General features: G+C 68.6%; 24 protein-coding genes. 13 read left to right on the forward strand and 11 right to left on the reverse strand.

Annotated features, from left to right (window positions below; genetic code table 11):
- Positions 1-87 precede the first annotated feature (87 nt).
- The 6 genes from ACUDP5_RS14190 to ACUDP5_RS14215 are packed head-to-tail and all read right to left on the reverse strand — an operon-like array spanning position 88 to position 6385.
- Positions 88-927: an ATP-binding cassette domain-containing protein gene (locus tag ACUDP5_RS14190; protein WP_263914583.1), complete on the reverse strand. Its 840-nt coding sequence runs from the start codon at positions 925-927 to the stop codon at positions 88-90.
- Positions 924-1790, reverse strand: coding sequence for an ABC transporter ATP-binding protein (locus tag ACUDP5_RS14195; protein ID WP_263914584.1), 867 nt, complete (start codon positions 1788-1790; stop codon positions 924-926). The genes ACUDP5_RS14190 and ACUDP5_RS14195 overlap by 4 nt, the downstream gene beginning before the upstream one ends.
- Positions 1787-2617 (reverse strand): ABC transporter permease, encoded by an 831-nt coding sequence (locus ACUDP5_RS14200; RefSeq protein WP_175218498.1) that lies wholly within the window; start codon positions 2615-2617, stop codon positions 1787-1789. The genes ACUDP5_RS14195 and ACUDP5_RS14200 overlap by 4 nt, the downstream gene beginning before the upstream one ends.
- Positions 2614-3570 (reverse strand): ABC transporter permease, encoded by a 957-nt coding sequence (locus ACUDP5_RS14205; protein WP_445659053.1) that lies wholly within the window; start codon positions 3568-3570, stop codon positions 2614-2616. Before ACUDP5_RS14205 ends, ACUDP5_RS14200 begins: the two co-directional genes overlap by 4 nt.
- A gap of 10 nt (positions 3571-3580) precedes the next feature.
- Positions 3581-5134, reverse strand: coding sequence for an ABC transporter substrate-binding protein (locus ACUDP5_RS14210; protein ID WP_445659054.1), 1554 nt, complete (start codon positions 5132-5134; stop codon positions 3581-3583).
- Positions 5135-5179: 45 nt separating this feature from the next.
- Entirely contained in the window at positions 5180-6385 is a 1206-nt protein-coding gene (locus ACUDP5_RS14215; RefSeq protein ID WP_263914588.1) for an aminotransferase class V-fold PLP-dependent enzyme, read from the reverse strand.
- 181 nt (positions 6386-6566) lie between these two features.
- On the opposite strand from ACUDP5_RS14215, the gene ACUDP5_RS14220 reads away from it, so the two are divergent.
- On the forward strand, positions 6567-7511 hold the full coding sequence (locus ACUDP5_RS14220) for a LysR family transcriptional regulator (protein WP_263914589.1): 945 nt from the start codon (positions 6567-6569) through the stop codon (positions 7509-7511).
- 44 nt (positions 7512-7555) lie between these two features.
- Here the strand turns inward: ACUDP5_RS14220 and ACUDP5_RS14225 are convergent, their stop codons facing one another.
- Positions 7556-8077, reverse strand: a complete 522-nt coding sequence (locus tag ACUDP5_RS14225) for a hypothetical protein (protein ID WP_445659055.1) — start codon at positions 8075-8077, stop codon at positions 7556-7558.
- Positions 8078-8132: 55 nt separating this feature from the next.
- Positions 8133-9035 (reverse strand): LysR family transcriptional regulator, encoded by a 903-nt coding sequence (locus ACUDP5_RS14230; RefSeq protein ID WP_263914591.1) that lies wholly within the window; start codon positions 9033-9035, stop codon positions 8133-8135.
- An 84-nt stretch (positions 9036-9119) separates the two neighbouring features.
- Between ACUDP5_RS14230 and ACUDP5_RS14235 the strand changes: the two genes are divergently transcribed.
- Together ACUDP5_RS14235 and ACUDP5_RS14240 are read left to right on the forward strand one after the other, a co-directional pair.
- The gene (locus ACUDP5_RS14235) at positions 9120-9587 is read left to right on the forward strand and encodes a MarR family winged helix-turn-helix transcriptional regulator (RefSeq protein ID WP_445659056.1); all 468 of its coding nucleotides are present in this window, start codon (positions 9120-9122) and stop codon (positions 9585-9587) included.
- Positions 9588-9637: 50 nt separating this feature from the next.
- Positions 9638-11200 (forward strand): MFS transporter, encoded by a 1563-nt coding sequence (locus ACUDP5_RS14240; protein WP_445659057.1) that lies wholly within the window; start codon positions 9638-9640, stop codon positions 11198-11200.
- Here the strand turns inward: ACUDP5_RS14240 and ACUDP5_RS14245 are convergent.
- Complete coding sequence (locus ACUDP5_RS14245; RefSeq protein WP_445659058.1) at positions 11194-11895, reverse strand: ArsR/SmtB family transcription factor; 702 nt, start codon at positions 11893-11895, stop codon at positions 11194-11196. The two genes, ACUDP5_RS14240 and ACUDP5_RS14245, sit on opposite strands and share 7 nt — an antisense overlap.
- A 136-nt stretch (positions 11896-12031) precedes the next feature.
- Here ACUDP5_RS14245 and ACUDP5_RS14250 point away from each other — a divergent pair, with 136 nt between their 5' ends.
- The 4 genes from ACUDP5_RS14250 to cysW all read left to right on the forward strand — a co-directional run bounded on the left by ACUDP5_RS14250 (position 12032) and on the right by cysW (position 16245).
- A complete protein-coding gene (locus ACUDP5_RS14250) occupies positions 12032-13396 on the forward strand; it encodes an MFS transporter (RefSeq protein WP_445659059.1) in 1365 nt (454 codons plus the stop codon).
- A gap of 102 nt (positions 13397-13498) precedes the next feature.
- Positions 13499-14515: a thiosulfate ABC transporter substrate-binding protein CysP gene (gene cysP / locus ACUDP5_RS14255; protein ID WP_445659060.1), complete on the forward strand. Its 1017-nt coding sequence runs from the start codon at positions 13499-13501 to the stop codon at positions 14513-14515.
- Between the two features lie 74 nt (positions 14516-14589).
- Positions 14590-15432, forward strand: a complete 843-nt coding sequence (gene cysT, locus ACUDP5_RS14260; RefSeq protein WP_445659061.1) for a sulfate ABC transporter permease subunit CysT — start codon at positions 14590-14592, stop codon at positions 15430-15432.
- Between the two features lie 3 nt (positions 15433-15435).
- Positions 15436-16245, forward strand: coding sequence for a sulfate ABC transporter permease subunit CysW (cysW, locus tag ACUDP5_RS14265; RefSeq protein WP_445659062.1), 810 nt, complete (start codon positions 15436-15438; stop codon positions 16243-16245).
- A 23-nt stretch (positions 16246-16268) separates the two neighbouring features.
- On the opposite strand, the gene ACUDP5_RS14270 is transcribed toward cysW, so the two are convergent.
- Complete coding sequence (locus ACUDP5_RS14270) at positions 16269-17594, reverse strand: LLM class flavin-dependent oxidoreductase (RefSeq protein ID WP_263914599.1); 1326 nt, start codon at positions 17592-17594, stop codon at positions 16269-16271.
- A gap of 153 nt (positions 17595-17747) precedes the next feature.
- Between ACUDP5_RS14270 and ACUDP5_RS14275 the strand changes: the two genes are divergently transcribed.
- Positions 17748-18590: an IucA/IucC family C-terminal-domain containing protein gene (locus ACUDP5_RS14275; RefSeq protein WP_445659063.1), complete on the forward strand. Its 843-nt coding sequence runs from the start codon at positions 17748-17750 to the stop codon at positions 18588-18590.
- Positions 18591-18648: 58 nt separating this feature from the next.
- Here the strand turns inward: ACUDP5_RS14275 and ACUDP5_RS14280 are convergent, their stop codons facing one another.
- Entirely contained in the window at positions 18649-19554 is a 906-nt protein-coding gene (locus ACUDP5_RS14280; protein ID WP_263914601.1) for a GntR family transcriptional regulator, read from the reverse strand.
- Between the two features lie 179 nt (positions 19555-19733).
- On the opposite strand from ACUDP5_RS14280, the gene ACUDP5_RS14285 reads away from it, so the two are divergent.
- Genes ACUDP5_RS14285 through ACUDP5_RS14305 form a run of 5 tightly spaced genes read left to right on the forward strand, consistent with a single transcriptional unit; the run spans position 19734 to position 25240 of the window.
- Positions 19734-20897, forward strand: coding sequence for a C45 family autoproteolytic acyltransferase/hydolase (locus ACUDP5_RS14285; protein ID WP_445659064.1), 1164 nt, complete (start codon positions 19734-19736; stop codon positions 20895-20897).
- Between the two features lie 5 nt (positions 20898-20902).
- Positions 20903-21847, forward strand: a complete 945-nt coding sequence (locus ACUDP5_RS14290; protein WP_263914603.1) for an ABC transporter permease — start codon at positions 20903-20905, stop codon at positions 21845-21847.
- Positions 21844-22662, forward strand: a complete 819-nt coding sequence (locus tag ACUDP5_RS14295) for an ABC transporter permease (protein WP_263914604.1) — start codon at positions 21844-21846, stop codon at positions 22660-22662. The genes ACUDP5_RS14290 and ACUDP5_RS14295 overlap by 4 nt, the downstream gene beginning before the upstream one ends.
- Positions 22659-24389, forward strand: coding sequence for a dipeptide ABC transporter ATP-binding protein (locus ACUDP5_RS14300; protein ID WP_445659065.1), 1731 nt, complete (start codon positions 22659-22661; stop codon positions 24387-24389). The genes ACUDP5_RS14295 and ACUDP5_RS14300 overlap by 4 nt, the downstream gene beginning before the upstream one ends.
- The gene (locus ACUDP5_RS14305; protein WP_445659066.1) at positions 24386-25240 is read left to right on the forward strand and encodes an alpha/beta hydrolase; all 855 of its coding nucleotides are present in this window, start codon (positions 24386-24388) and stop codon (positions 25238-25240) included. The genes ACUDP5_RS14300 and ACUDP5_RS14305 overlap by 4 nt, the downstream gene beginning before the upstream one ends.
- Positions 25241-25262 lie beyond the last annotated feature (22 nt).

The raw sequence follows: 25262 nt of genomic DNA on the forward strand, positions 1-25262 counted from the left end.
ACCAGGGTGGACGGTTCCAGCAAGTGGCGTACCCGGCCGGCCGGCGCGGCGCGGCGGGCGCCCCAAAAAAGCCTGTTCCGGCCCGCTTCAGCCCCCCGGCGTCACAGACGCAGACGGGCGCAAGCGCCGCCGCCCCGGATCCGGCCGCGGCACCGCCGCGATCAGCTTGCGGGTGTAGTCCTGTACCGGCGCCTCGAAGATCCGGTCGCATTCGCCCTCTTCGACCAGTTCGCCCGCCGCCATGATCGCCACGCGGTCGGCGAAGTGCCGCACCACGCCCAGGTCGTGGGAAATGAACAGGTAGGTCAGGCCGTGTTCGGCCTGCAGGTCGGCCAGCAGGTCCAGCACCTGCGCCTTGACGGACACGTCCAGCGCCGACACGGCTTCGTCCGCGATGATGAAGCGCGGCTCCAGCGCCAAGGCGCGTGCAATCGCGATGCGCTGGCGCTGGCCGCCCGAAAACTGGTGCGGAAAGCGCCGCGCGTGATCCGGTTGCAGGCCCACCCGCGACAGCAGCGCCAGCATGCGGGCGCGGCGTTCGTCGGGCGTGTACAGCTTGTGGATCACCATGCCGTCCATGATTGCGTCGCCCACCGTGCGGCGCGGATTCAGGCTGGAATACGGGTCCTGGAAGATGGTCTGCACCTGGCGGCGAAACGACATCAGCGCGGCGCCGGCCAGGTGCCGCACGTCGTGGCCGGCCAGCTGGATGCGGCCCGCGGTGGGTTGCAGCAGCCCTGCCAGGCAGCGGCCCAGGGTGCTCTTGCCCGAGCCGGATTCGCCCACCAGCGCCAGCGTGGTGCCCTTGGCCACGGCCAGGCTGACGCCCTTGACGGCCTGCACCCGCCTGGTCGGCCGGCCCAGGAAATCGCGCGCGGCCACGTAGTCCTTGGCGACGCCCTCGGCTTGCAGGATGAATTCGGTCATGGCGCCCCTCCTTCGGCGGCAACGACGCTGCGCGGCGCCAGGCGGCGCGACGGGTCGCGCGGGGCGTCCACGTCGGGCACGGCCGCCAGCAAGGCCTGCGTATACGGATGCCGCGGCTGGCGGAAGATCTGCGTCACCTCGCCTTCTTCCACCACCCTGCCCGCCTGCATCACCACTACGCGGTCGGCGATCTCGGCCACCACGCCCAGGTCGTGCGTGATGAACAGCACGGCCGCGCCGGTTTCCGCCTGAATGGAAAACAGCAGTTGCAGCACCTGCGCCTGCACCGTCACGTCCAGCGCCGTGGTGGGTTCATCGGCAATGATGAGCTTGGGCGTCAGCGCGCAGGCAATCGCGATCATCACGCGCTGGCGCATGCCGCCGGACAGTTCATGCGGATAGGCGCGGGCGCGCTGCGCCGGCTCGCGAATGCCCACCCTTTCCAGCAGCGCCACCGCGCGTTCCCACGCCGCGCGGCGGCCCAGCACGCCGTGGATGCGCAGCACTTCGGCGATCTGGCTGCCCACCGTGCGGCCCGGGTTGAGCGCGGTCATGGGTTCCTGGAACACCATGGCGATGTCCTTGCCGCGCAGCGCGTCTTTCTCGCGGTCCGACGCCCGCAGCAGGTCGTGGCCGTCAAACTGCATGGCATCGGCCGCGACGCGCCCGGGCGGGTCCACCAGGCCCATCAAGGAAAAGCCCGTGACCGATTTGCCCGAGCCGGACTCCCCCACCAGGCACACGACTTCGCCGCGCGCCAGCGTCAGGTCCACGCCCTTCACGGCGGCGACGGTGCCGTGGGCGGTGTCGAAATCCACGGTCAGGTTCCTGACCGTCAGCAGTACGTCGGATGCGCGCGTCATCGTTGCAGCTCCGGATTCAGCGCGTCCTGCAGCCAATCGCCCAGGACGTTGACGGCCAGCACCGTGAAGAACAGGGCCAGCGCCGGCACCAGCACGGGCCACGGATTGGTGAACAGATAGTCTTTCAGCGACCCCACCATCTGCCCCCACGACGGCACCGGCGGCCGCACGCCCAGCCCCAGGAAGCTCAAGCCCGCCTCCAGCAGCATGGCGAACGAGAACGTGAAGGACGCCTGCACCGCAATGATGGACCGCATGTTGGGCAGCACCTCGTGCCAGATGATCCAGCCCGTGCCCGCGCCCAGCGAACTGGCCGCCAGCACGTGTTCGCGCGCCCGGATGCCGCGCGCCACGCCCCAGGCCACGCGGGCGAACTGGGGCGCATACAGCACGCCGATGGTCGCCACCAGCGTCGGCAGGTTGCCGCCGATGAAGGCCAGCACCACCAGCGCCACGAAAATCTCGGGCAGCGACACGAACACGTCCACCACGCGGATGGCGGCAGACTCAAGGCGCCGGCCCAGGAAAGCCACGCCCACGCCGATCGCCACGCCCAGCACGCCGGCCAGCACCACCGCGGCGGCGGCCACGGTGAGCGACACGCGGGCGCCGTAGACGGCCCGCGCCAAGAGGTCGCGGCCCAGTTCGTCGGTGCCCAGCCAGTGCGTCCGGGTCGGGCCCGACAGCAGATTGGCGGCATCGATCTGGTAGGGATCGGCCAGCCCCAGCGCGGGGCCGAGCACGGCGGCGAGCACCACCACGGCCAAAAAGCCCAGGGCCAGCCGCACGGACAGGCCGCCGGTTGAAGTTCGAAGGAATGCGATCATGCGGACGGCCTGCGGATGCGGGGATCGACAAGGGCCTGGGCCAGGTCGATGACCAGGCTGATCAGGATGAAAAGCGCGAAGATGGCCAGCAGCGCGCCCTGGATCACCGGGTAGTCGCGCGAGAACGCCGCGCTGACCAGCAGCGAGCTCAGGCCCGGCCAGTCGAACAGCGCCTCGATGATGACGGTGCCGCCCAAGAGGTTGCCCGCGCGGATGCCGATGATGGCAATCACCGGCACCAGCGCATTGGGCAGCGCATGGCGCAGGATCGCCTTGCCGCGCGGCAGCCCCTTGGCGCGGGCCAGCTTCACGTAGTCGCGGCTCATCACGTCCGACAGGCTGGCGCGCGTCATGCGCGCCACCACGCCCATGAAGTTCAGGCCGATGGTCAGCGACGGCAGGATCAGCGACAGCACGTGCTGCACCGGGTCATCGGCAAACGAAACGAAGCCGGACGACGGCAGCCAGCCCAGCGCCAGGCTGAACACGAGCACCAGCAGGATGCCCAGCACAAATACCGGCGCCGAAAACCCCGCCACCGCCAGCACGGACGCCGCCATGCCGGCCAGGCGGCCGCGCGAACGCGCCGCCACCACGCCCAGCGGTACTCCCAGCACCACCGCCACCAGCAGCCCGGCGCCGATCAGTTCCAGGCTGCGCGGAATGCGCCGCGCCAGTTCGTCGGCCACCGGTTCGCCCGTGCGCAGCGACACGCCCAGGTCGCCGTGCGCCACCGCGCCGGCCCAATGGGCGAATTGCGTGCCCAGCGGCAGGTCCAGCCCCAGCTGGCTGCGCACGCGCGCCACCGCCACCGGATCGCTGCCGGCCTGGTCGCCCAGCATGATGGCCACGGGGTCACCGGGCAGCAGATGAATCGCGATGAACACCACCCCGGCGGCCAGCGCCAGGGTGACCAGCGCCGACGTCAGGCGCCTCAGCAGGAAAGGCAGCATGCCGGCGCGCTCAGTTCAGCCACATGGTGGGCAGCGAAATGCCCGGACTGCTTTCGCTCAGCGCCCCGCCCAGCTGCGTGTAGCCATGCACCTTGCGCAGATAGCCCTGGCCCTGCTCGCGCCAGCTTACGAAGACCCACGGGCTGGTTTCCAGAATGCGCTTTTCCGCCTGCTGGTAGATCGGCTGGCGTGCCTTGGGGTCCGTCAGCGCGCGGCCATCGGCCAGCAGCTTTTCCAGTTGGGGGTCGCGATAGCCCACCGGCTTGGCCCAGTAGCTGGAATCGCCGCCCAGGTAGTAGGCATAGGCGTCCGGATCGGGCAGCTTGACCGACACGCCGTAGATCATCGATTCATAGTCGCCGCGGTTCTTGCGTTCGACCAGCGTGGCCCATTCCACGGGTTCCAGCTTCAGGTTGATGCCGACCTCTTTCAGGTTGGCCTGCACCACCTGCGCCATCGTGGTGTAGATGCCCAGCCCCTGGAACACCACCATCGATGCCTCCACGCCATTGGCATAGCCGGCTTCGGCCAGCAAGGCGCGCGCCTTGGCCGGGTCGCGCTTGTAAGTGCCGTCCAGCGCCTTGTCGTAGTACGGCGAATCGTCGGGCGTGGGCGCGCCGTAGATGGGCTTGCCGTAGCCGAAGAACGCGGCCTTGGACACGGCTTCGCGGTCGATCGCGTACGACACCGCGCGGCGCACGCGGTCGTCGTCGAACGGCTTCTTGCTGGTGTTGAACCACACGCTCATGAATGCGCCGCCGGCGGTGTCGATCTTGATGCCGGCGTTGCGGCGCAGTACGTCGATGTCTTTCCAGGGCACGAAGTCGATCATGTCCAGCGACTGGCTGCGCAGCGCGTTCACGCGCGCGTCATCGCTCTTGATCATGCGGAAATCCACCCCATCCAGGTACGGCTGGCCCGAGACGAAATAATGCGGATTGCGCACCAGGTTGGCGCGCACGGCGGGCTCGTAGCTTTTCAGCTGGAACGGGCCGGTGCCGTTGGCGGACAGCTTCAGGTTGGCGCCGCCCTGTACCCACTTGCGCGACACGATCGCCGCCTCGGGCAAGGCCAGCACGCTCAGCATGGTGGCGTCCGGCGAAGGCTTTTCGACCTTGACGGTGGCCGTGTCCACCACGGTGACGGTGGCGCCTTGCAGGTTCGAACGCAGCGTGGCGCCCGTGGCCGGGTCCAGGATGCGGTCCAGCGAGAACTTCACGTCGTCGGCCGTGACCGGCGTGCCGTCCTGGAACGTCACGTCCGGCCGCAGATGAAACACCAGCGTGCGGGCGTCGGGCTGGTCCCAGCTTTTTGCCAGCCGCGGCACGATCGCGCCGTTCTTGTCGTAGCCCGCCAGCGGGCTGTACAGCGCCTCGATCAGCACCTTCCAGGCGCTGCCGCCATACACATGCGGATCGAGCGACACGATTTCGGACACGGTGCCGTAGCGCAGCGTGCCGCCGGGCTTGGGCGTGTCGGCGGCGACGGCGCTGGAAGCCCAGGCCGTCAGGGCGCAGGCGCCCAGGGCCAGCGCCAGCCGGCGCCAGGGTTGCAGGATTGCCATGGTGTTCCCCTTGTTCATGATGTTCAGCCGGAGCGCGGCGCGCCGTCAGGACGGCAGCGCCTCGACCAGGCGGTCGATGTCATCGGTATCGTTGTAGTAGCTGGGCGAAATGCGCAGGTTGCCCCCGCGCACCGCCAGGTCCACGCCCGCCTCGCGCAGGCGTTCGGCAAGATCCTGGGCATCGTGGCCGGCATGCTTGAACGACAGGTTGCCCGAGGCCTCGCCGGGCGTACGCGAACTGACGATCTGAAAGCCCTTGCGCTGCAGCGCGACGGCCGCGTAGTCGGTCAGTTCCAGGATGTGCGTCTCGATGCGGGCCGGCGTCAGCGCCAGCTGGATGCGCACCGCGGCGTCCAGGCCCCAGATGCCGGTGAAGTTGGCCAGCGCTTCCTCGAAACGGCCGGCGTTGGGCCGGTATTCCAGCAGGTAGTGCATGTGGTCTTCGGTGCTGTCGACGCTGTGATAGCCCACGCTGGGCGGGTCCAGCAGGCCCAGCACGCTTTTGCGGCAATAGAAATAGCCGGTGCCGATGGGCGCCAGCATCCACTTGTGTCCGCCTACCGACAGAAAGTGGATGCCCAGCCGTTCCACATCCAGCTCCAGCGCGCCGGCCCACTGGATCGCGTCCAGGTTCAGGTACACGCCACGCTCGTGGCACAGGTTCGAGGTGGCCTCCAGGTCCTGCCGGAAGCCGTTCGAAAATTGCACCGCGCTCAGCGACACCAGGCGGGTGCGGTCGTCCATCAGCTTGCGGATATCGTCCACCAGGATGCGGCCGTTGCGGTTCTTCACCCAACGGATCGTAACGCCGCGCGCCGCCAGCTTCATCCAGCAATACACGTTGGAGGGGTACTCGATGTCGGGCAGGATCAGGTTGTCGCCATCGCGCCACGGAAAGCCGTTGGCCACGTTGACCAATCCCTCGGTAGTGTTCTTGACGTACGCGATCTCGTCGCGCCCCGCCCCGATCAGCCGGCCGATGCGGGCCTTGATGACGTCTTCGGCGTAGCGGCACCACTCGGGATAGGCGTTGCGGCCGTTGTCGCGCACGTCTTCCATGAAGCGATTCACCGCCGCCACGACCGGCAGGCTCAGCGCGCCGATCGACGCGTTGTTCAGGTACGCCCGCCGCTGCTTGATCGGGAACGCTTGCCCGATGTTGCTCCAGTCGAGCTGCTCGATGCCATTGCGGTCATCGGGAAACAGTGCCGCGGGTCCGCCCACGGAAACCGGTTTGTCCAGGATATTCACGCCGCGCCTCTTTCATTGAAGGTGGGATGATCCTAAGATTGCGTGAATCCATGCGTCAATTTCGTTTGGAGTATCGATTCATGCACTTTTGTAATGTGTCGCCGCGGCCTGCCCGCTTTCTCCTATGGCGTGGCGAGACTCGCCCGGGTCCCGTCCTGCCCGCCCTTTCGGGTTTGTCCCTATGCGCCTGAACCGCCTGCAAGCCCTGCGCGCCGTCATGGAAACCGGCAGCGTCACCGAGGCCTCGCGCCGCATCCACCGCACCCAGCCCCAGATCAGCCGCCTGATCTCGGCGCTGGAAGAAGAAGTCGGCTTTTCGCTGTTTTCGCGCCAGGGGCGCGGGCTGATACCCACCCAGGAATGCCTGCGCTTCTACGAAGGCACGCGGCACATCCTGGCCGGCTTCGAAGAGGTCGATCGCATCGCCGGCAACATCCGCAATCAGCAGGACGCCTGGCTGCGCATCCTGACCCAGCCCTACTTCGCCTACAGCGCCATGCCCGGCGCCATCGCCGAATTCGGCCGCAGCCATCCGCAGGTGCGCATGTCGCTGGAAGTGCGTTCGCGGGTGGACGTGGGGCTGTGGATGTCCGGCCAGCAGTTCGACCTGGGCGTGGCCGCGCTGCCGATCGATTTTCCGGGCATCACCTCGCGCACCTTCGCCCAGGTGCGGCTGGTGATCGCCATGCCCGAAGGCCACCGCCTGGCGGCAAAGCGTGTGGTCACGGCCACCGACATCCAGGACGAACCCTTCATCGCCCTGCGCCCCTATACCCTGCTGCGCCAGCATATCGACGACCTGATGGAAAAGCGCCGGCTGCCGCTGCGGCTGGTGATGGAAACGTCGTCCGGCCAGTCCGCCTGCCAACTGGCGGCGCTGGGCATGGGCATCGCCCTGGCCGACCCGATCCTGGCGGCCAACGTGCCCGGCATCGTGCTGCGCGACTTCGAACCGCGTTTGACCATGCCGTATGGCTTCTTGCTGCCCAGTTCGTATGCGCCGTCGGAGCAGGCGCGGGAATTCGCGCGGCTGCTGATCCGCCGGGTGAAAGAGATGGCGCCGGAACGGGTGGACCTGGTGGCGCTGGATGCGGCCGAGGGCGATGGAGGCATGGCGTTTCCGTAGGCGAACCAGGGCCCGTCCACACGACAAGGCGCCTCGCACAGGCCCTAGCCGCCCGGCGTCGGCCGGGCCACCCAGCAGAACCATTTCAGGCGCGGCACCGAGCCGGCCAACGCGGGATCGTCGTGTTCGAAGCCGACCTCTATCCCGCCTGCCGTGGTGACCAGAAAGGCATAAGGCGGCGCGTGCGGCCGTACGTCGCCGACCGCGATACCGCGGCGCGCCGCGTTGTCCAGAAAGCGCGCCAGGGGCGTGCCGGCCCGCAGGATGCCGGTGTCCGTCAATGCCAATGGGCCGCCTCGGGCATACCCGCCCCGCCCGCTGAAAGCGTCCACGAACACCGTGGTCAAGGCCGTCTCGGATTCGAAATGGCATTCGATGTCGCCGTAGCTGGCGATCAGCGGAAAACAACGCGCATCGCCGCGCCGATAGGGGCGGTCCAGGTCCGTGGGGGTGTAGACCTCATCGGGCGGCCCCAGGGCGGCGAAGACCGCTTGCGGCGTGCTGTCGGCGCCGGGGCGCCACGGCCCGATCCGGCCATGCTGGAGGAAGGCGATCAGCGAAATCATCGCAGCATTATCGCGCAGCCCGGTGGATGCGCCAGCCCTTGCCCCTGCCCGGTGCCTACGCCAGCCGTTCGAACTTCTGCACGAGGAAATCCACGAACACCCGCACCCGCGCCGGCACCAGCCGCGACGCGGTCATGACGTACAGCGGAATCGGGTCCAGCTGCCAATCCGGCAGCACCCGCACGATCTGCCCGGCCTGCAGCAGCGCCGACGCCTGCGTGCGGCTCAATTGGCCAATGCCCATGTCCTGCCGGATCAGCTGGCGGATCAGCGACTGGCTGTTGGTGACCAGCAGCGGCGTGGGGCGCACCACCACGGCATCGTCGTCGTTGTGCAGCGTCCAGCCGGCGCCGGCCTCGGTTTCTGACGTGAACAGGCACTGGTGATGTTCCAGCTGGGCCGGCGCCAGCGGCGTGCCGTGCGCGGCCAGGTAGGCCTTGGTCGCATACAGGTGGCGCCGCACCAGGCCGACCCGCCGCGCCACCAGCCGCGAGGCCGCGGGCGGGTCGCCGGTGAGGATGCTGACGTCGTGCCGCTGCGTCATCAGGTCGGGCAGCAGCGACGTCAGGAAGATGTCGAAGCTGATCTGCGGATAGGCGGCATGGAACTCGGCGAAATGCGCGTCGGCGAAATAGGTGGCGAAGTCGTTCGACATGCTGACCCGCAGCACGCCCGCCGGGTCGGATATTTCGCTGTTCAACTCGTCGTTGACGCTCTTGGCCTGCTGCACGATGTCGTCGATCTGCTGCAGGTAGCGCGCCCCGGTCTCTGTCAGCGTCACGCGCCGGGTCGAACGGTTGAACAGCTTGATCTTGATATCGGCTTCGAATTCGGTGATGCGGCGCGACAGGGTGGACGTGGGTACGCCCAGTGCCTGCGACGCCTTGGTGAAGCTGCCCTCTCGCGCAACCGCGGCGAAGAACGCCATGTCTCGCAGGCGGTCTATGTCTCTGCTCATCGTCTACCTCTTGCTGCGTGGGTCTTGAAACTAGATGACACCTCATCTATATTGGATGATATATCAACTAATTGAAATTCCGCCATGTCCACGCAAGCCGTCCCGCCGCAAGGCCGCCTCAGCACCAAGATCGGCGTGGTCGCGCGCCAGTGGCGCCGCGCCGTCGATCAACGCCTGCAACCGTTCGATCTCACGCAGGCCACCTGGCTGCCGCTGGTGCAGCTGGCCCGCGCGCCCGGCCCCATGCGCCAGAAAGACCTGGCGGCCGCCCTGTCGCTGGACAATTCCGCCGTGGTGCGGGTGTTGCAGAACCTGGAGGCCAACGGCTTCATCGAGCGCCTGGAAGACCCCGACGACCGCCGCGCCAAGGCGCTGGCCATCACGGCCCGGGGGCGCCAGCTGGTGCGCCGGGTCAACACCGTGTCGGCCGCGCTGGAACGCGAGCTGCTGCAAGGCATGGCGCCGGCAGACGTCGATGCCGCGCATCGCGTGCTGGAACGCCTGGGCGAATTGCTGCTGGACTTGAACGGCGCGCCTCATGCGCGGCCCTGACACCGCCGCCTTGCGCTGACGCCCCGCTGACATCGCCCCAGGATTCCCCCATGACCGCCGCCGCCTCCCCTTCCCTGCCGGACACCCCGTCCGCCAGCGGCGTGCGTGCCCTGCTGTTTCCGCTGGCGATCGCCCTGGCCGTGGGGCTGGACTATTTCGACAATTCCGCCTTCTCGTTCTTCATCAGCGACATCGCCGGCGGCATCGGCGCCCCGCCCGATGAACTGATCTGGTCATCCAGCGCCTACGCCGTGGCCGGCGTGCTGGGCATCCTGCAACACCAATGGTGGGTCGAACGCCTGGGCCACCGCCACTACATCGGCGCTTGCCTGCTGCTGTTCGCCGCCGCGGGGGGGCTGGCGGCGCTGAGCCAATCGTCGACCGAACTGGCCGTGGCGCGTGCCTTGCAGGGCTACCTGATGGGCCCGATGATGGGCGCCACGCGCATCCTCATCCAGCAAAGCTTTGCGCCGCGCGAACGCGGGCGCGCCACGCGGCTGTTCCTGTGCAGCATTTTGCTATGCAGCGCGCTGGCGCCGCTGGCGGGCGGCTACCTGGTGGCCGACTTCGGCTGGCGCGCGGTGTTCGTCTGCACCATACCCGTCGCGCTGATCACGGGCGGGCTGGTCATGCTGGCGGTGCCCGCCACCGGCCGCCTGCCGCCCGAACAGCGCGGCGAGCCCCACCTGTGGCCCTACGTGATCGCGGCGCTGGCGCTGGGCGCCTTGCAGATCGTGGCGCAGCAATTGCGCACGTCGCCGTTCAGCGAATCGCCCGGCCTGGAAGGCATGACGCTGGCCGGCGTGCTGCTGCTGGGCGCCTTCCTCTGGCATCAATGGCATCATCCGCGCCCGCTGCTGCATCTGCACGGCCTGAAGGAAGCCACCTTTCGCACCGGCCTGATGCTGTATGCGCTGTACTACTTCATCAGCAACGCGTTCAGCTACCTGGTGTCGCGCTTTCTGCAGGCCGGGCTGGGCTATCCCGTGGAAAACGCCGGGCACCTGGTCGGGATGACCTCGCTCGCGGCCCTGGCCGGCGCGCTGCTCTATTTCCGCTTTGCGGGCCGGCTGACACGCAAGAAAGGGCTGATCGCCACCGGTTTTGCGCTGGCCGCGCTGATCGGCGCCTGGCTGGCGCATCTGCCGCCGGACGTCAGCCAGTCGTCCCTGTGGGGGCCGCTGATGCTGCGCGGCCTGCTGCTGTTGTTCATTGCCTTGCCGGTGGCCAACCTGGCCTTCCAGCCGTTTGCGATGGAGCTGTATCCGCACAGCTACCGCGTCAAGAACATCGTCAAGCAGATGGCGTATTCGTTTTCCACGGCCACCATCATCGTGCTGGAACAGCACCGCCTGGCCCTGCACCAGACCCAGCTGGCCGCCAACGCCAGCCTGTCCAATCCGGTGTTCGCCCGCGCCCTTGAGCAGCTGACGCAGCGTTTCGCGCAGGCCGGTGCGGCGCTGGCGGCCGCGCATGGCCTGGCGCTGGCCGAAATCCAGCGCATGGTCACGCAGCAGGCCAATTTCATGAGCGTGCTGGACGGCTTCGTGTTCCTGGGTATCGTGTCGGCGGTGGCGGCCGGGTATGCGCTGTGGCAGCGGCGGATTCACTGAAAAGACTGTGGGTCCACGCCCAGCTCGGCCTGCAATCCGTCCCACCCCGCCGGCGTGACCTGAACGGCCCGCGACCCCTTGGTGCGCCGCAGCCAGCCCTTGTCGCACAGCAGGCGCATCAACCGTACCCCCAACGGGCCGGACAGATGGTGTTCACGCTCGGTCCAGTCCAGGCACTGCCGGGCCTGCCCTTGGCAGCCGGGTTGCAGCCCCGATGTGTCCATCCCCAGCCCCGTCAGCCAGGACTGGCCCGCGGCGGTGATGATGAACTGCTTGTCGTCGGCCGCGACCATCAGCCCGCGCGCCTGCATGCCTCGCGCCACCGCCACGCCCAACTGCCCCGCCAGGTGGTCGTAGCAGCAACGCGCAAACCGCAGGTCTTGCGCCTGTTTGCCGCGTGGGCGCTGGCGCACCGGTTCGGCCGGCGTCAGCGCCGCCAGGCTTTCCAGCGCGGCGGCCACCTGCGGACCGGCCAGGCGGTAATAGCGATGTCGCCCTTGCGCCTCGACTTGCAGCAGGCCGCCATCCCGCAGTTTGGCCAGGTGCGTGCTGGCGGTCTGCGCCGTCACGCCCGCGGCGTAGGCCAGCTCGCCGGCCGGGCGCGCGGCGCCATCCAGCAACGCCATCAGCATGGCGGCGCGGGCCGGGTCGGCCATCAGGAAGGCAGTCGAAGCAAGGGCGGGATTGGCGTACATGGCGGGTCTCCAGTGTGGCCATGATAGATCGCTGCGGCCGCGGATGCTTCGACGCGTGACGAAGCATCCGCGGCCCGCGCGCCCCTAGACTGCGGGCTTGCCGACCCTGCCGCGCCTGACCGGCCGCCCACGAACCATGCCCCCGCTTTCCCGCCGCGTGCTGCTTGCCACCAGCGTCAGCTATGCGCTGATCCTGCTGGACACATCGATCGCCAATGTCGCCCTGCCGCGCATCGGCCAGGCGCTCGCCATGCCGCTGGCCGGCCTGCAATGGGTGATGAGCGCCTACACGCTGGCCTTTGCCAGCCTGCTGCTGACCGGTGGCGCGCTGGGCGACCGCTGGGGCGCGCGCCGCGTCTACCTGGCGGGGTTGCTGGCGTTCACGCTGGCGTCGCTGGTGTGCGGACTGGCGCCCAACGCCGCCCTGCTGATCGCCGCACGCGCCGCCCAGGGGCTGGGTGCGGCGCTGCTGGTGCCCGCCGCGCTCAAGCTGATCCAGCAGGCCTGCACCGACCCCGCGCAGCGCGCCCGCGCCATCGGCCTGTGGGTGGGCATCGGCGGCGTGGCGATGGCGGCGGGCCCCTTGGCCGGCGGCGCGCTGACCGAATGGCTGGGCTGGCGCAGCATTTTCCTGTTGAACCTGCCGCTGGGCCTGTACGGTGCGGCCATGGCCTGGCGCATTCCGGCCGCGCCCGGCGCGCGCGCCGCCGTACGGTTCGACCTGCCGGGCCAGGCCACCGCCATCCTCGCCTTGGCCGGGTTGATCGGCGTGTTGATCGAAGGCCAGGCCCTGGGCTGGACGTCGGCCCCCATCCTGGCCGGCGCCGCCGTGGCCTTGGCCGCGGGCATCGCCTTCCTGCGAATCCAGGCCCGTTCGGCGCACGCGATGTTGCCGCTGACGCTGTTCTCGAACCCGCTGTTCACCGCATCGACGGCGGTGTCGATGGTGTCGGCCTTCGTGTTCTATGGCCTGTTCTTTGTCGCCAGCCTGGGTTTCCAGGACCAGCGCCATTGGGGCCCGCTGCAGGCGGGGCTGGCGTTCCTGCCCATGACCGTGTCGGTGGCACTGGCCAGCATGGCGTCGCATCGCATCGCGCGGGCCTGCGGACCCGTCCTGTCCATGGGCATGGCGTTCGGCCTGTACGCGGCGGGCGCGCTGGGGCTGCTGGCGGCGGGTTCGTCGTCCTATGGCCACAGCGTGCCGGCGTTGTTGGCCATCGGCCTGGCGTCCGGCTTCATCTCGCCGGCGGCTACCGCGCCCGCCCTGGAGACCGTGGCGCCGCAGCGGGCCGGCGTGGCCGCGGCGGCCCTGAACACCGCGCGCCAGGCCGGCGCGGCCCTGGGCGTCGCGGTGTTCGGCAGCCTGCTGGCCGCCCTGCCCCCCTTTGCGACCGGGGCGCGCGCCGCGCTGCTGATCGCTGCCGTCCTGGCGCTGGGGGCCGCGCTGGCGTGGGCCATCCTGGTGCGAAGCGGTCGGAAACAACGCCCGGCTATTAGTTAAAAGTAATTGAATATTTCCGGATGACGGCCGGCTTGCGCATCATTCAGGGTCGGGACGCGGCCGCGCCGCCTGTCTTTCACGCCCTATCTCCGGAGAAGCCCTTTGTTCCAACGACTGCTCGCCTCGGCCCTGACGCTGACGGCCCTGGCCGCCGCCCCGGCCCACGCCCAGCAAGCGCCCCAGGCCCTGCTCAATACGTCCTACGACATCGCGCGCGAATTGTTCGCCGCCATCAACCCCAAGTTCCAGGCCGACTGGAAGGCCAGGACCGGGCAGGACGTCAGCATCGAACAGTCGTTCGCCGGCACCTCGCGCCAGGCGCAGTCCATCATCCAGGGGCTGAAGGCCGACGTGGTGACCTTCAACCAGGTGCCCGACGTGGACATCCTGGCGCAGAACAAGCTGCTGGCCGCCGACTGGCAGAAGAAGTTCGCCAACAACAGCTCGCCCTACTACAGCACCATCGCCTTCCTGGTGCGCCGCGGCAACCCCAAGCACATCAAGACCTGGGACGACCTGGTGCGCGACGACGTCAAGCTGGTGTTCCCCAACCCCAAGACGTCCGGCAATGCGCGCTATTCCTACCTGGGCGCCTGGCTCTACGCCCACGAGAAGTTCAAGGGCGACGACGCCCAGACCCGCGCCTTCGTCGGCAAGTTGCTCAAGAACGTCGAAAGCTTTCCCACCGGCGGCCGTGGCGCTACCGTGGCGTTCGCCCAGAACAACCAAGGCGACGCGCTCTTGACCTTCGAATCCGAGGTCAACAACATCGCCCAGGGCGACGAATTCAAGGCCCAGGGCTTTGAAGTGGTGGTGCCGCCGGTCAGCGTGCTGGCTGAATTCCCCGTGGCCGTGGTGGACAAGGTGGCCGACGAGAAAGGCACCCGCAAGGTGGCCGAGGCCTACCTGCAATTCCAGTACTCGCCCGCCATCCAGAAGCTGTTGACCGACTTCAACTACCGCGTCCACGACGCCGAAGCGGTCAAGGCCAGCGCCAGCCGCTTTCCGGCGATTCGCCTGATCAACCCGCAGGAAGTGCTGGGTTCGTGGGACCAGATCACCAAGACCCACTTCGCCGCCAACGGCGTGCTGGACCAGTTGCTGGGCGCCGGGCGCTGACACCCCGCCCTTGCGATTCGCCATGACAGCCGGCTGCCCCACGGGGCGGCCGGCGCATTTTCATTCGGGTTCGCATGCCTAAGTTCTTTCGCCAGCACCCCACCCTGCCCGGCTTCGGGCTGAGCTTCGGGGTCAGCAGCCTGTTCATCACGCTGGTCATCCTGCTGCCCTTGTCCGCGTTGCCGCTCTACAGCAGCCAGATGACGTGGGGCCAGTACTGGCAGGCGGTGACCGACCCGCGGGTGCTGGCCAGCTACCGCGTCACGCTGCTGTCGGCCGCCTATTCCACCGCCGTGGTGCTGGCGGTGGGCTTGCTGCTGGCGTGGATCCTGGTGCGCTATCGCTTTCCCGGCCGCGCGCTGCTGGACGCGGCCGTGGACCTGCCCTTTGCCCTGCCCACGGCCGTGGCCGGGCTGACGCTGTCGGTGCTGCTGGCGCCGGGCGGCTGGGTCGGCCAGTTCTTCGCGCCGCTGGGCATCAAGATTTCCTACGCCTTTCCCGGCCTGGTCATCGCCATGATCTTCACCAGCCTGCCATTCGTGGTGCGCTCGGTGCAGCCGGTGCTGGCCGACATCGGCAGCGAATACGAAGAGGCCGCGCGCACCCTGGGCGCCAGCGGCCGCCAGGTGGCCTGGCGCGTGCTGCTGCCCGCGCTGGTGCCGGCGCTGTTCACCGGCGGCTCGCAGGCCTTCATCCGCAGCCTGGGCGAGTTCGGCGCGGTCGTGATGATCGCCGGCAACATCCCCTACAAGACCGAAGTGACGTCCCTGATGATCTTCAGCCGCCTGGCCGAATACAACTACCCGGCCGCGGCCGCCATCGCCACCGTCGTGCTGGCCGCGTCGCTGCTGCTGTTGTTTGCCTTGCAGGTGTTGCAGGGCCGCCTGTTGCCGTGGCAGCGCGTGGCGGGGGTCTGACGCATGCGCCCGGATTCCCCCTGGCCGCGCCGCCTGCTGATCGCCGCGGGCCTTCTTGCCGCCCTGTTGCTGCTGGGGCTGCCGCTCAGCCTGATCTTCACCCGGGTCATCGTCGGCGGCTGGACGGCCCTGGTGCAGAACCTGGGCAGCAGCGACATGCGCGCGGCCATCGGCCTGACCTTGCTGGCGGCCGTCATCAGCGTGCCGGTGAACCTGGTGTTCGGCGTGCTGCTGGCCTGGTGCGTCACGCGCTACGACTTTCGCGGCCGGCGCGTGCTGATCGCGCTGGTGGATATTCCCTACGCCACCTCGCCGGTGGTCGCCGGGCTGTGCTACCTGGTGGTCTACGGGCTGGAAGGCATGTTCGGGCGCTGGCTGAACGGCCATGGCGTGCAACTGATGTTCGCGTGGCCCGGCATCGTCATGGTGACCATCTTCGTGACCTCGCCCTTCGTCGCCCGCATCCTGATTCCGCTGATGCAGGCGCAAGGGCCCGAAGAGGAACAGGCCGCGCTGACGCTGGGCGCCGGCGGCTGGCAGATCTTCCGCCGCGTTACGCTGCCCAACATCAAATGGGGCCTGCTGTACGGCGCCGTCATCACCAACGCCCGCGCGGTCGGCGAGTTCGGCGCCGTATCGGTCGTGGCCGGCGCCATCCGCGGCAAGACGCTGACGCTGCCGCTGCTGATCGAACAGCTCAACGACGACTACAAGACGGTGGCCGCCTTCACCGCCGCCGCGCTATTGGCCTGCATGGCGTTGCTGACGCTGGTGGTGAAGACGATTATGGAAAGGCAGCGGCCGGGATTGTGACACCCGCCAGGCAGCGAAAAGACCTACGCAAAATGCCGGTTAACCGGCCGCGGCAGCCCCAGATTCTCGCGCAGCGTGCGGCCTTCATACTCGCGCCGGAAGATCCCCCGCCGCTGCAGTTCCGGCACGACCTGCCCGGCAAAGGCGTCCAGCCCGCCCGGCAGCCACGGGAACATGACGTTGAAACCGTCGGACCCTTCGGTTTCCAGCCATTCCTGCATCTGGTCCGCGATGTGCGCGGCCGTGCCCACCATGGCCAGCCCGCCGTAGCCGCCCAGGCGCTGGGCCAGTTGCCGCACCGTCAGCGATTCGCGCTCGGCCAGGCGCAGCACGCGTTCCTGGCTGCTTTTACTGGCGTTGGTCTCGGGCAGCGGCGGCAGCGGCGCGTCGGGGTCGAAGCGCGACGCGTCACAGCCCAGGGCGATGGACAGCGACGCGATAGCGCTTTCGTAGTGCACCAGGCTGTCCAGCTTGGCGCGGATGGCGCGAGCCTCGGCGTCGGTGTCGCCCACCACCACCAGCACGCCGGGCAGGATCTTCAAGTGGTCGCGGTGGCGGCCCAGCTTGTCCATGCGCCCTTTCACGTCCGCGTAGAAGCGCTGGCCGTCCTGCAACGTGCCCGCCGCGGCGAAGACGACCTCGGCGGTTTCGGCGGCCAGCTGGCGGCCCGGTTCGGACGCGCCGGCCTGCACGATCACCGGCCAGCCCTGCACCGGCCGCGCAATGTGCAGCGGCCCGCGCACCGACAGGTGTTCGCCCTGGTGATTCACGGCGCGCAGCCGAGACGGGTCGAAATAGATGCCGCTGTCCGCATCGCGGATGAAGGCGTCGTCGGCCCAGCTGTCCCACAGGCCCGTCACCACGTCGTAGAACTCGCGGGCACGGGCGTAACGGTGGGCGTGGTCCGGCTGCTCGGTGCGGCCGAAATTCAGCGCGGCGTCGGGGTTGGAGGTGGTGACGATGTTCCAGCCCGCCCGGCCGCCGCTCAGGTGGTCCAGCGACGCGAAGCGCCGGGCCACGTGGAACGGCTCGTCGAACGTGGTGGACGCCGTGGCCACCAGCCCCAGCCGCTCGGTGGCCTGGCTCAATGCGGACAGCAGCGTGAACGGCTCGAACGACGTCGCGGTATGGCTGCGCTTGAGCGCCTCGATGGGCATGTTCAGCAACGCCAGGTGGTCGGCCATGAAGAAGGCGTCGAACTTGGCCTTTTCCAGCGTCTGGGCGTAACGCTTGAGATGTTCGAAATTGAAATTGGCGTCGCGATGGGCGCCGGGGTAGCGCCAGGCGCCTGTGTGGATACTGACCGGGCGCATGAACGCGCCCAGCTTCAATTGACGTTGCGCAGCCATGGGTGCCGGCCTGTGTAGCGGAAACGAAAAAGATAGCGCCGGCCCGCCCCGCCGCGAACGAACCAAACGTTATATGGCTATGCCGCCGATTTGCACCGCCGCCGCTTTGTCTTTACGCTTGCCTGCTTTGCCCGCTTCGACCCCGGCCCCCGCATGATCGCGTTCCTGCAGCCTTATTTCCGCGAAGAATGGCGTGTCTACGCCGAGTCCGTGCAGCTTGCGCCCACCCGCGCCGGTGAATGGTCGGCGGGCGCGCTGCTGCAAGATCCGGACAGGCTGGGCGATGCCTTGGCGCGCCACCGCCGCCACTGGTCGGATGCCGATCCGCGCGCAGTGGCCTCGGCCTGGGCCATGCGTTATCTGTGGGCGCTGCTGCCGCCGGTGGTGGCCGCCGCCAGCGGTGCGTGCCGGCCCTTGCCGATGGCCGCCGACGCCATGCGGCTGGAACTGGATGACACGGGCGCGCCGGTGCGCTTTTTGGTTGCCGACCTGGGCGATGCCAAGGATGGGGATCCTGCCAGTACCGCTGGCAGCATCGGTACACACAGCGCCGATGCGCCCGTCCACCCACCCTCCGACGTCTGGCACCGCTACGGCCCGCTGGTCTGGGACCACCTGCGCCTGCTGGCCGACGCGCTGTTCCTGGCCAGCCGCCTGCCGCGCAAGACGGTCTGGGGCGGCGCGGTGCGTTATCTGGAAGCCGTGCTGAAAGCCATGGAAACCCACGGCGCCGCGCCGCACGCCGCGCACGACCGCCAACAGTTGCTGCACGAACCTGCCTGGGGCCCGGCCTGCCAGGAACGCGACAACCCCTTGTGCCTGCCGCCCCGGGTATCGCGCGGCGACGGCCCGGTCATGACGCTGCATCGGGAATGCTGCCTGTACCACCTGCTGCCCACGGCGCAGTACTGCGCGGCCTGCCCGTTGGCGCCGCAGCACCGGGCGCCGCCGCGCCGGGCGCCGCCGCGCCAATCGCAATCTCAAGCCACGACATAAACGGTCGAAGCTCGCGTTGACGGCCGCGTCGCTAGCCGCCCCTGCGCTCGCCCATCCCTCAGATATCCGCGGCCCGCGTGATGTGCCGCTTCAGCAGCGCTGCCGCATACTCCCGGTCGCCCTCGGCCAGCGCCGCCAGAATCCCCAGATGGTCGGTACAGGCCTGCCGGATGTGCACCTCGGCGAGATAGCCGAAATTGGCGTATTCCGTCATGCGGCGCAGCGAATTCTGGCGCCGCACGGCCTCGGTCAGAAAGCGGTTGTTCGACCACGACGCCAGCGTTTCGTGGAAATTGGCGTTGGCGTTGAACCAGGCGTCGCGCTGCAACTGCGCCACCGGCATCTGCAATATCTCCCCCTGCTCGCGCTGCAACGCGGCCAGCTGGTCCGGCGGCGCGTGATAGCCCGGCGCCGTCAGCGCGCTGCACTCGACGATCAGCCGGAATTCATAGCTTTCGTTGACCGCCTGTTCGTTGTCCAGCGTTTCGGCGAAGTGCCAGCCGTGGCCCGGCAGGCGTTCGGCCAGGCCTTCGGTGGCCAGGCGCATCAGCGCGCGCCGCAGCGCGCCCCGCGTGACCTGGAACTGTTCGACCAGTTGCGCTTCGGACACCTCGGCGCCCAGCCGGCCGTCGGCGCGGGCGCTCATCAATTCGCCGTACAGGCTTTCGGATTCGGAATGCGGCACCAGCGCGTCCAGGCTTTCGTCGCTGGCGGGCTCGCGTTCCAGCCGGTAGCCCTTGCCCGCCGTGTAGGCCAACAGGCCCTGGCGCGTCAGCAGGTTCAGCGCCTGGCGAATCGGCGAGCGCGACACCTTCAGTTCCTGCGCCAGGCGCAGATCCGACAAGCGCTCGCCCACCTGCCAGCGGCCGCTCTGGATCAGGGCGGTCAGCTTGCGGGCGACTTCGATCTGTAGAGGACTCAGCTCCTGCATGGCATTGGGCTCCTGTGCCGATGCATTATCCATGCCCGATCCGCTGGCGCAAGCGCGTGCTTGCCCCGGGCGCCGCAGGCTGCCCTGCGGTGTTCCTTGCGGTCATACACGTTTTCCCTAGATTTCATATGTCGCCCCATAAAACCGGTTGACAGGGGGTGATAGCGGTAATTAGTGTATTACGAAGTAACAAAATACAAAAGGAAGGACAGATGGCAATCGCTCCCTTTCCCTGCGTGACGTTGACCGGCGGCCCTGAAAGCCGCGGCCGCCAGTACGGGCAGGCACTGCAACCCCGCATCCGCCAAAGCGCGGCCCTGTACGGCGGGGCGCTGGACGCATTCGGCATGGGCGCTGCGCAAAAGACGGCCTTGATCGCCGACTACGCGCGCCGCATCGCCGACTTCGACGAACACTACGTCGAAGAAATGCACGGCATCGCCCAGGGTGCCGACGTGCCCTTCGAAGACATCGTCATGATCAACGCCCGCACCGAAGTCATGGCGCTGGCGCGGGCCCAAAGCAGCACGGCCAATCCCGACGACGAGGCCGACGACGGCTGCACCGGCGCCATCCTGTTGCCCGAGCGCAGCGCCTCGGGCAACCTGATCCACGCACAGAACTGGGACTGGCGCGCCGAATGCGCGGCCACCGGCGTCGTGCTGCGGGTACGCCAGGAACACGGGCCCGACTACCTGACCTTTGTCGAAGCCGGAGGCCTGGCCCGCAGCGGCCTGAACGCCGCGGGCGTATCCATCACCGCCAACTACCTGGAATGCGAGCGCGACTACCAGACCCTGGGCGTGCCCCTGGGCCTGATCCGCCGCAAGGTGCTGGAACAGGAACACTTCGCCCTGGCCGCCAAGGTCGTGGCCACCACGCCCAAGTCCTGCTCGAACAACATCATGATCGCGTCGGCCGCCGGGTTCGGTATCGACTTCGAATGCGCGCCGGACGAGGCCTTTCCGCTCTACCCCGACGACGGCCTGATCGTGCACGCCAACCATTGGGTCGGCCCCATTGCCCTGGCCAAGCTGCGCGACACCGGCATTCCCCATGTGCCCGAAAGCTTCTACCGCGACTGGCGCGTGCGCCGGCTGCTGCAGGCCCAGGGCCGTCTGCTCGACCGCGAAGGCGTCAAGGCCGCGCTGTTCGACGACTTCCTGGCGCCCTACTCCGTCTGCCGGCCCGAACGCCACGGCGACGGCGGCAACCTCACCGCCACGGTCGCCATGATCGTGATGGAGCCGGCGCTGGGCCTGATGGAAATCGCGCCCATGCCGGCCAGCAACCGCCGCTTCACGACCTACCGGCTGGACGGCGACGAACCGCGGGAAGCCGTCGATACCCGCGAATCCGAACTGGCCGGAGCCTGAGCGCCATGCTGCGCTTCATCGTGTCGCGCATCGGCATGGCGTTGCCCACGCTGCTGATGGTTGCGCTGGCGGTGTTCATCCTGGTGCGGCTGATTCCGGGCGACCCGGCCGCTTTGATGCTGGGCGATTCGGCCGATGCCGCCAGCCTGGCCGCGCTGCGCGAACAATTGGGGCTGAACGCCAGCTGGCCGACCCAGTTCCTGCTGTGGGGCGGCCACGTGCTGCAAGGCGACCTGGGACGATCCATCGCCAACCGCGAGCCGGTGCTGTCGCTGATCCTGGAACGCTTCGTCGTCAGTGCGCAGGTGGTGCTGCCCGCCGTGCTGCTGGCCACGTTGCTGGCGGTGCCGGCCGGCATGCTGGCAGCGTGGCGCCAGGGCCGCCTGGCCGACCTGGCGCTGGTGGGCGGCGCCACCCTGCTGCTGTCGCTGCCCGCCTTCTGGATGGGCCTGCTGCTCTTGCTGCTGTTCTCGCTCAAGCTGGGCTGGTTTCCGATGGTGGGCTTCGTCACCTTCGCCGAAAACCCGGGACGCGCCTTGATGTACCTGGTGCTGCCGGTGGCCACGCTGCTGCTGCACGAAATCGGCGTGATCCTGCGCATGACGCGCGCGTCCACGCTGGAAGTGCTCAACCTGGACTACATCACCCACGCCCGCGCCAAGGGCCTGTCCGAATTCAAGGTGCTGCGCCGCCACGCCTTCAAGAGTTCGTTCGGCCCCACCTGGACGCTGCTGGGCCTGATCCTGGGCAACCTGCTGGCCGGCGTGGCCGTGATCGAAACGGTGTTCACCATTCCCGGCCTGGGCCGCCTGCTGGTCGACGCCATCTTCGCCCGCGACTACCCGGTGATCCAGGGCTGTCTGCTGTTCATCGCCAGCGTGTACGTGCTGGTCAATCTGGCGGTGGACCTGCTCTACCCGCTGTTCGACCCGAGGGTGGCCGCGCAATGAAACGTCGTTCCCTGACCGCCGTGGTGGGCGGCACCCTGGTGGCGGTGGTGGTCGTCACCGCCCTGGTGGCGCTGTTCTGGACGCCCTACGACCCGCTCAAGCTCAATTTCAAGGCCCGCCTGGCCGCGCCCAGCCTGGCGCACCTGATGGGCACCGACGAGCTGGGCCGCGATGTCTTCAGCCGCCTGATGCAGGGCGCCACCGCCAGCCTGCGCGTCAGCGTCATGACGGTGCTGCTGGCCACTGGGGCCGGTGTGCTCATCGGCGCCACCAGCGGCTTTCTGCGCGGCTGGACCGACCGCGTGCTGATGGCCATCAACGACACCCTGCTGGCCTTTCCCGGCCTGTTGCTGGCGCTGGGCCTGCTGGCCGTGTTCGGCGCCAGCGAAACCGGCATCATCCTGGCGCTGGCCCTGGCCTACATGTCGTCGGTGGTGCGGGTGGTGCGCGGCACCGTGCTCAGCCTGCGCGAACGCGAATTCGTGCGGGCGTCGCGCATCATGGGCAATTCCGAGTTCTACACCCTGATGCGGCACCTGCTGCCCAACTGCCTGGCGCCGGTCATCGTCATGGCCACGTCCATGTGCGGCTGGATCATCCTGGCCGAAAGCTCGCTCAGCTTCCTGGGCCTGGGCGTGGCGCCGCCTGCGCCCACCTGGGGCAACATGCTGGCCGGCAGCCGCAGCTACATCGGCCAGGCCGCCTGGCTGGCGATCTTTCCCGGCCTGGCGATCTCGCTGTCGCTGCTGGGCATCAACCTCTTGGGCGACGCGCTGCGCGACCGGCTCGATCCCCGCATGCGGAGGCGCGCATGACATCCCCCGTGCTGCTCGACATCGACCGCCTGACGCTGGCCGCCGGCCCCCATCACAACGTAGTGGCCGACGCCAGCCTGCACGTGGCGCGCGGCGAGATCGTCGGCGTGGTGGGCGAATCCGGCTCGGGCAAGACCCTGCTGGGCCGCGCCATCATGCGCCTGACGCCCGACGCCATCGTGCGCACCGGCGGCGACATCAAGCTGGACGGCACGTCTGTCTATGGCCTGCGCCCGGCGCAGTTGCGCGCCCTGCGCGGCCCCAAGGTGGCCATGGTCTTCCAGGAACCCATGACCTCGCTCACGCCGTCGCTGACCGTGGGCGAGCAACTGGTCGAAGGCCTGCTGCAGCACGCCCCGCGCGAACGCGCCAGCCACCGCGCCCGCATCGAAGCCATGCTGCGCCGCGTCGGCCTGCGCGACATCGACCGCGTGCTGCGGGCCTATCCGCATGAATTCTCGGGCGGCATGCGCCAACGCATCATGATCGCGTCGGCCATGCTGCTGCGTCCCGCGCTGCTCATCGCCGACGAACCCACCACTGCGCTGGACGCCGTGATCCAGTGCGAAGTGATGGAAATGCTGGTCGAGCTGACCCAGGAAAACGGCACCGCCGTGCTGCTGATCAGCCATGACCTGCCGATGGTGGCGCGCTACGCCAGCCGCATGGTAGTGATGCGCCGCGGCGACATCGTCGAAACCGGCGCCACCGCGCAGCTCTTGGCCGCGCCGGCCCACGACTACACCCGCCAACTGCTGGCCACCCTGCCCCAGCGCCGCGCCCCGCGCCCGCTCGCTACCGCGGCGCCGCTGCTGTCCGCGCGCGACCTGACCGTGGACTACGGCGCCCGCAGCACCTGGTTCAGCCGCCAGGCCGGCGTGCGCGTGCTGCACGGCATCAGCCTGGACATCCACCCGGGCGAGGTCGTGGCCGTGGTGGGCGAATCCGGCTCGGGCAAGACCACGCTGGGCTCGGTACTGACCGGCCTGGTGGCGCCCACCGGCGGCACGCTGCGCTACAAGGGCCAGCCGCTGGCCGCGCGCGGCGCGGGCTTTGACGACTACCGCTACCACTGCCAGATGGTGTTCCAGGACCCGTATTCGTCGCTCGACCCGCGCATGACGGTGTCGGCCCTGGTGGCCGAGGCGCTGCGGCTGACGCCGGGCCTGAATGCCACGGACAAGGCCGACCGCGTGGCCGAGACCCTGCAGGACGTCGGCCTGGGCGGCGACTTCGGCGAACGCTACCCGCACGAGCTGTCCGGGGGCCAGCGCCAGCGCGTGGCAATCGCCCGCGCCCTGGTGCGCCGCCCGGCGCTGCTGATCGCCGACGAAGCGGTATCCGCGCTGGACGTGACCGTGCGCGCCCAGGTACTGGACCTGCTGGCCGACCTGCAGCAGCGCTACGGCTTTTCGTGCCTGTTCATCAGCCACGACCTGGGCGTGGTGGAACAGATTGCCGACCGGGTCATCGTCATGCAGACCGGCCGCATCGTCGAACAAGGCACCCGCGACGCCATCTTCGACAGCCCGCGCGAACCCTACACCCGCCAGCTGCTCGGCGCCATTCCGCTGCTCGAACCCACCGCCACGGGCGGTGTGCGCCTGAAGTGGCGTCACGATCGCGGCGGTGGCCAGCCTCGCGATGACGGCCCGGGCCATCCCGCCGGGCAACCGCCGGCGGCCCCCGCTTTCAGCACCGACCGGCCCCAGGAGGCCCATCCATGACCACGCTACCCGCCCGCCGCCAGGGCCACGGCATCAAGCTCAGCTTCTACGACTTCGGCGCCACGCCGTTCTTTGCCTGCCAATACGACCAGCGCTTCAGCTACTGCCTGTACGTGCCGCCCGACTACGACGAGACCGCCGCCAAGGCCTACGACCTGGCCGTCATCGTGCACGGCACCGGCCGCACCGCCACGCAATACCGCGACCTGTTCGCCGATTTCGCCCAGCGCCACGACTGCATCGTCCTGGCGCCGCTGTTCCCGGTGGGCATCATCGAACCCGGCGACCTGGCCAACTACAAGCGCATCCAGTTCCACGACATCCGCTACGACCACGTGCTGCTGGCCATGGTGGACGAAGTCATCGCCAAGTACCGCGTGAACGGCAGCCGCTTCCTGCTGTACGGCTATTCGGGCGGCGGCCAGTTCTGCCAGCGCTTTTTCATGCTGCACCCCGAACGCCTGCAAGCCGTCTCCATCGGCGCGCCCGGCGTGGTGACGCTGCTGCATGCCGACTACGACTGGTGGGTGGGCGTGCGCGACGTGCCCGCGCGCTTCGGCAAGGCCATCGACATCGACGCCATGCGCCAGGTGGCCGTGCAGACCGTGGTCGGCACCGACGACACCCAGACCTGGGAAATCACCATCCCGCGCGACAGCAAGCTCTGGATGCCCGGCGCGGACCTGCAAGGCGACAACCGCATCGAGCGGATCGAGGCGCTGGCGCAAAGCTTCGAACGCCACGGCATCAAGGTCCGGCGCGACACCGTGCCGGGCGTGGCGCATGAGCCGTTCAAGGTCATCGAACCGGTCCAGGCGTTCTTCGAGGACTTTCTGAAGTCCCGCCGCTAAGACCCGCCGCCAAGACCCAAAA

It is taken from the genome of Achromobacter sp. NCFB-sbj8-Ac1-l, assembly GCF_052695805.1.

Excerpts from the sequence above, each read along its gene's own strand:
- ACUDP5_RS14190 (WP_263914583.1), bottom strand. The coding sequence starts at position 927 with ATGACCGAATTCATCCTGCAAGCCGAGGGCGTCGCCAAGGACTACGTG.
- ACUDP5_RS14195 (WP_263914584.1), bottom strand. The coding sequence starts at position 1,790 with ATGACGCGCGCATCCGACGTACTGCTGACGGTCAGGAACCTGACCGTG.
- ACUDP5_RS14200 (WP_175218498.1), bottom strand. The coding sequence starts at position 2,617 with ATGATCGCATTCCTTCGAACTTCAACCGGCGGCCTGTCCGTGCGGCTG.
- ACUDP5_RS14205 (WP_445659053.1), bottom strand. The coding sequence starts at position 3,570 with ATGCTGCCTTTCCTGCTGAGGCGCCTGACGTCGGCGCTGGTCACCCTG.
- ACUDP5_RS14210 (WP_445659054.1), bottom strand. The coding sequence starts at position 5,134 with ATGGCAATCCTGCAACCCTGGCGCCGGCTGGCGCTGGCCCTGGGCGCC.
- ACUDP5_RS14220 (WP_263914589.1), top strand. The coding sequence starts at position 6,567 with ATGCGCCTGAACCGCCTGCAAGCCCTGCGCGCCGTCATGGAAACCGGC.
- ACUDP5_RS14225 (WP_445659055.1), bottom strand. The coding sequence starts at position 8,077 with ATGATTTCGCTGATCGCCTTCCTCCAGCATGGCCGGATCGGGCCGTGG.
- ACUDP5_RS14230 (WP_263914591.1), bottom strand. The coding sequence starts at position 9,035 with ATGAGCAGAGACATAGACCGCCTGCGAGACATGGCGTTCTTCGCCGCG.
- ACUDP5_RS14235 (WP_445659056.1), top strand. The coding sequence starts at position 9,120 with ATGTCCACGCAAGCCGTCCCGCCGCAAGGCCGCCTCAGCACCAAGATC.
- ACUDP5_RS14240 (WP_445659057.1), top strand. The coding sequence starts at position 9,638 with ATGACCGCCGCCGCCTCCCCTTCCCTGCCGGACACCCCGTCCGCCAGC.
- ACUDP5_RS14245 (WP_445659058.1), bottom strand. The coding sequence starts at position 11,895 with ATGTACGCCAATCCCGCCCTTGCTTCGACTGCCTTCCTGATGGCCGAC.
- ACUDP5_RS14250 (WP_445659059.1), top strand. The coding sequence starts at position 12,032 with ATGCCCCCGCTTTCCCGCCGCGTGCTGCTTGCCACCAGCGTCAGCTAT.
- cysT (WP_445659061.1), top strand. The coding sequence starts at position 14,590 with ATGCCTAAGTTCTTTCGCCAGCACCCCACCCTGCCCGGCTTCGGGCTG.
- cysW (WP_445659062.1), top strand. The coding sequence starts at position 15,436 with ATGCGCCCGGATTCCCCCTGGCCGCGCCGCCTGCTGATCGCCGCGGGC.
- ACUDP5_RS14270 (WP_263914599.1), bottom strand. The coding sequence starts at position 17,594 with ATGGCTGCGCAACGTCAATTGAAGCTGGGCGCGTTCATGCGCCCGGTC.
- ACUDP5_RS14275 (WP_445659063.1), top strand. The coding sequence starts at position 17,748 with ATGATCGCGTTCCTGCAGCCTTATTTCCGCGAAGAATGGCGTGTCTAC.
- ACUDP5_RS14280 (WP_263914601.1), bottom strand. The coding sequence starts at position 19,554 with ATGGATAATGCATCGGCACAGGAGCCCAATGCCATGCAGGAGCTGAGT.
- ACUDP5_RS14285 (WP_445659064.1), top strand. The coding sequence starts at position 19,734 with ATGGCAATCGCTCCCTTTCCCTGCGTGACGTTGACCGGCGGCCCTGAA.
- ACUDP5_RS14290 (WP_263914603.1), top strand. The coding sequence starts at position 20,903 with ATGCTGCGCTTCATCGTGTCGCGCATCGGCATGGCGTTGCCCACGCTG.
- ACUDP5_RS14295 (WP_263914604.1), top strand. The coding sequence starts at position 21,844 with ATGAAACGTCGTTCCCTGACCGCCGTGGTGGGCGGCACCCTGGTGGCG.
- ACUDP5_RS14300 (WP_445659065.1), top strand. The coding sequence starts at position 22,659 with ATGACATCCCCCGTGCTGCTCGACATCGACCGCCTGACGCTGGCCGCC.
- ACUDP5_RS14305 (WP_445659066.1), top strand. The coding sequence starts at position 24,386 with ATGACCACGCTACCCGCCCGCCGCCAGGGCCACGGCATCAAGCTCAGC.